The 2,920-nt window shown below is 59.8% G+C and carries 3 protein-coding genes and 1 rRNA gene; 1 reads left to right on the top strand and 3 read right to left on the bottom strand.

Annotation, left to right across the window (positions count from 1 at the left end):
- The 3 genes from A2J01_RS08615 to A2J01_RS08625 form a co-directional block, all read right to left on the bottom strand.
- Positions 1-88, bottom strand: a 16S ribosomal RNA gene (locus A2J01_RS08615); the annotation flags it as partial.
- 567 nt (positions 89-655) lie between these two features.
- Entirely contained in the window at positions 656-1,933 is a 1,278-nt protein-coding gene (gene tyrS / locus A2J01_RS08620; protein ID WP_007736194.1) for a tyrosine--tRNA ligase, read from the bottom strand.
- A 19-nt stretch (positions 1,934-1,952) separates the two neighbouring features.
- Positions 1,953-2,561, bottom strand: a complete 609-nt coding sequence (locus A2J01_RS08625) for a DNA-3-methyladenine glycosylase (protein ID WP_003944023.1) — start codon at positions 2,559-2,561, stop codon at positions 1,953-1,955.
- A gap of 86 nt (positions 2,562-2,647) precedes the next feature.
- On the opposite strand from A2J01_RS08625, the gene A2J01_RS08630 reads away from it, so the two are divergent.
- Positions 2,648-2,920: ATP-binding cassette domain-containing protein (locus tag A2J01_RS08630; protein ID WP_156519218.1), on the top strand; the 273-nt coding region annotated here is incomplete at its 3' end.

Here is a 2,920-nt window from a genome sequence, read left to right on the forward strand (position 1 = left end):
TGTACCCCGAAAGGCCTTACCGCTCGACTTGCATGTGTTAAGCACGCCGCCAGCGTTCGTCCTGAGCCAGGATCAAACTCTCCGTTGAAGACTCTAGATTTCGCGGGCAAGCCCACTAATCAGTCATAGACAAAAAGAGTCAAATCACTAGCAAAAAAACTCAACTAGCAAAAAATGTGTCGGCAACCATTCAGACGGAAGAATGAACAATCACCGACGAAAAATACTCACACCACACACAAACCAACCAAACCCCAAGAGGCGGTTGATCATTCGCGGATGTGAAGTACCAAAAAAATTTGGCACTGACATTCATCGACACACTGTTGAGTTCTCAAAGAACACGCACACACCATCACTTCAACCAGGTTGAAAGCTCCGGGGCAAGGGTTACAATCTTAGCTTGTTCGCTCCAAGGAAGCAAGTTCCCGCTGAGCGTGATTGTCTCCGACTTCGTCCAACCGCGTTTCCCCGGCCTGTCGGTCGGGGTTGGTGTCCGTGTCGCTCTGACTTGGACAAAGTTACGCGAATGAAAACTGAGCGTCAAACGTGCAGGTCGCAGATGTTCGACAGGTTAAATCCGCTGGTAGCCCGCCCGGAGGCGGGCCACCAGCGGCCACAGGAGCCCCGCAAGACAACTGTGACCCCACACACGTCAGTTCGGAAGGATTCTCACGCCGGCGAAGTTGCGCTTTCCGCGCCGGACGACCAACCAGCTGCCGTGAAGCAGATCGGATGCGGTGGGCTCCCAGTCGTCGGCCGACACCTTCTGGTTGTTCACCGAAGCACCGCCCTCTTTCACGGCGCGTCGAGCGGCCCCCTTGCTCTCGCACAAGCCGCTCGTCACGAGCAGATCGATGATCGTGCGCGGCTCCCCCGGCGCCAATTCGCTGACCGATGCTTCTTTCAGCGCCGCGGCTAGCGTCGACTCGTCGAGTTCCGCCAGCTCCGCCTTGCCGAACAACGCCTGACTGGCGAGCTCGACAGCACGGGTGTTGTGTTCCCCGTGAACCAAGGTCGTCATCTCCGCGGCAAGTCGCTTCTGCGCTTCTCGCGCATGCGGCCGCTCCGCTGTTGCAGTCTCCAGCTCCGCGAGTTCGTCCGCAGTCAGGAAGGTGAACCAGCGCAGGTACTTGATCACGTCGGCGTCGCCAGTGTTCACGAAGTACTGGTACCAGGCGTACGGGCTGGTCATCTCGGGGTCGAGCCACAAACTTCCGCCACCGGTCGACTTTCCGAACTTTTTGCCATCGGCCGAGGTCACCAGCGGAACCGTCATTGCATGAACGCTTTCACCGTCGACACGACGGTTGAGTTCGACGCCGGCAATGATGTTGCCCCACTGATCGGACCCGCCGACCTGCAGAGTGCAGCCGAGATCGCGTCGCAAGTGCAGGTAGTCGTTGGCCTGGAGCAGCATGTAGCTGAACTCGGTGTACGACATCCCGTCCGACTCGAGACGACGCTTCACGGTGTCACGCGCAAGCATGACGTTCACGGAGAAGTGTTTACCGACATCACGCAGGAAGTCGATGGCCGACATCTTGCCGGTCCAGTTCATGTTGTTCTCGATGACCGCGCTCGTCGGCGAATCGTCGAAATCCACGAATCGTTCGAGCTGACCACGGATGCGACCTGCCCAGTCCGCGACGGTATCGGCGGAGTTCATCGTCCGTTCCCCGACGTCACGGGGGTCTCCGATCAGGCCCGTTGCACCGCCGGCAAGAACGATCGGGCGGTTGCCGGCGCGCTGAAACCGCTTGAGCGCGAGGAGCGGAACCAGGTGACCTGCGTGCAGGCTCGGTCCTGTCGGGTCGAAGCCCGCATACAACGTGACCGGTCCGGCCTCGAGATCTTTACGCAAAGCGTCGAGATCGGTTGATTGGGCGATCAGCCCGCGCCAGGTCAGTTCGTCGAGAATATTCTCAGTCACGGACTCGATCATCCCATCTTCACGAAATGACCGGCGCTCGCGGGCTTCGGCGATACGCGGACACCGCTCGCGAGTCCGGAATCCACAGGCGCCACGGAACCTCCGCCGCGGTACTGACCCCCACCCGCGGTCCACTGACCCATTCCTTCGACTCCCCCAATTCGAGCCGAATCCGAGAGGCAGGGTTGAACACGTCTGTTCCGTTGTCCGCCAACGTGATTGCGACAGAAGCACCGAGATTACCCGGCCCTCTGGCCCATTGGTGAGACGGCCGGTCCGGCGATCTCCGAGCAGACACCACATCGTGACCGGCCTCGATTTCGGCCGCTCGGAGCAGAACACCACCCGCGACACCATCCGGGCCGTACGAGATGTTCATACAAAAGTGCATTCCATAGCTGCGGTAGACGTAGAGACGCCCCGCCCGCCCGAACATCACGCTGTTCCGCGGCGTTCTCCCCCGATACGAATGTGCTGCCGGATCCGGCCATGGCCCGTCCTTCTCCCCTCCGTACGCCTCGACCTCGACGATCCTCAGCGAGATGTCGTCGACGGTCAGGGTCGAGCCGAGAATTGTCAGGCCCGCTTCCAACGGGTTCTCCACATTTTCCAAGGTCTCGATGCTCACCCTTCGATTGTGCCCACGCCGTTGACTCATCGGTCGGCCGAGTCGCATAATTCAACAAGTGATGAATTATTGAAACGAGGCGAACCGTGACCACAACGCCGGCAATAGACATCCGCGGACTACGAGTCATTCGCGGCAAGCACGAAGTTCTTCACTCGCTTGACCTGCAGGTATCAGCAGGATCGATCACCGGACTGCTCGGACCCTCCGGTTGCGGCAAGACAACCCTCATGCGCGCGATAGTCGGAACGCAGATCGTCGAAAGCGGTGAGGTCAGAGTCCTGGGAGATCGCGCCGGGTCCGTTGCCCTTCGCCGTCGGATCGGGTACGTCACCCAATCCCCCAGTGTGTACGGCGAC

The organism is Rhodococcus sp. EPR-134, from assembly GCF_001647205.1.
Taxonomy (GTDB): domain Bacteria; phylum Actinomycetota; class Actinomycetes; order Mycobacteriales; family Mycobacteriaceae; genus Rhodococcus_F; species Rhodococcus_F qingshengii.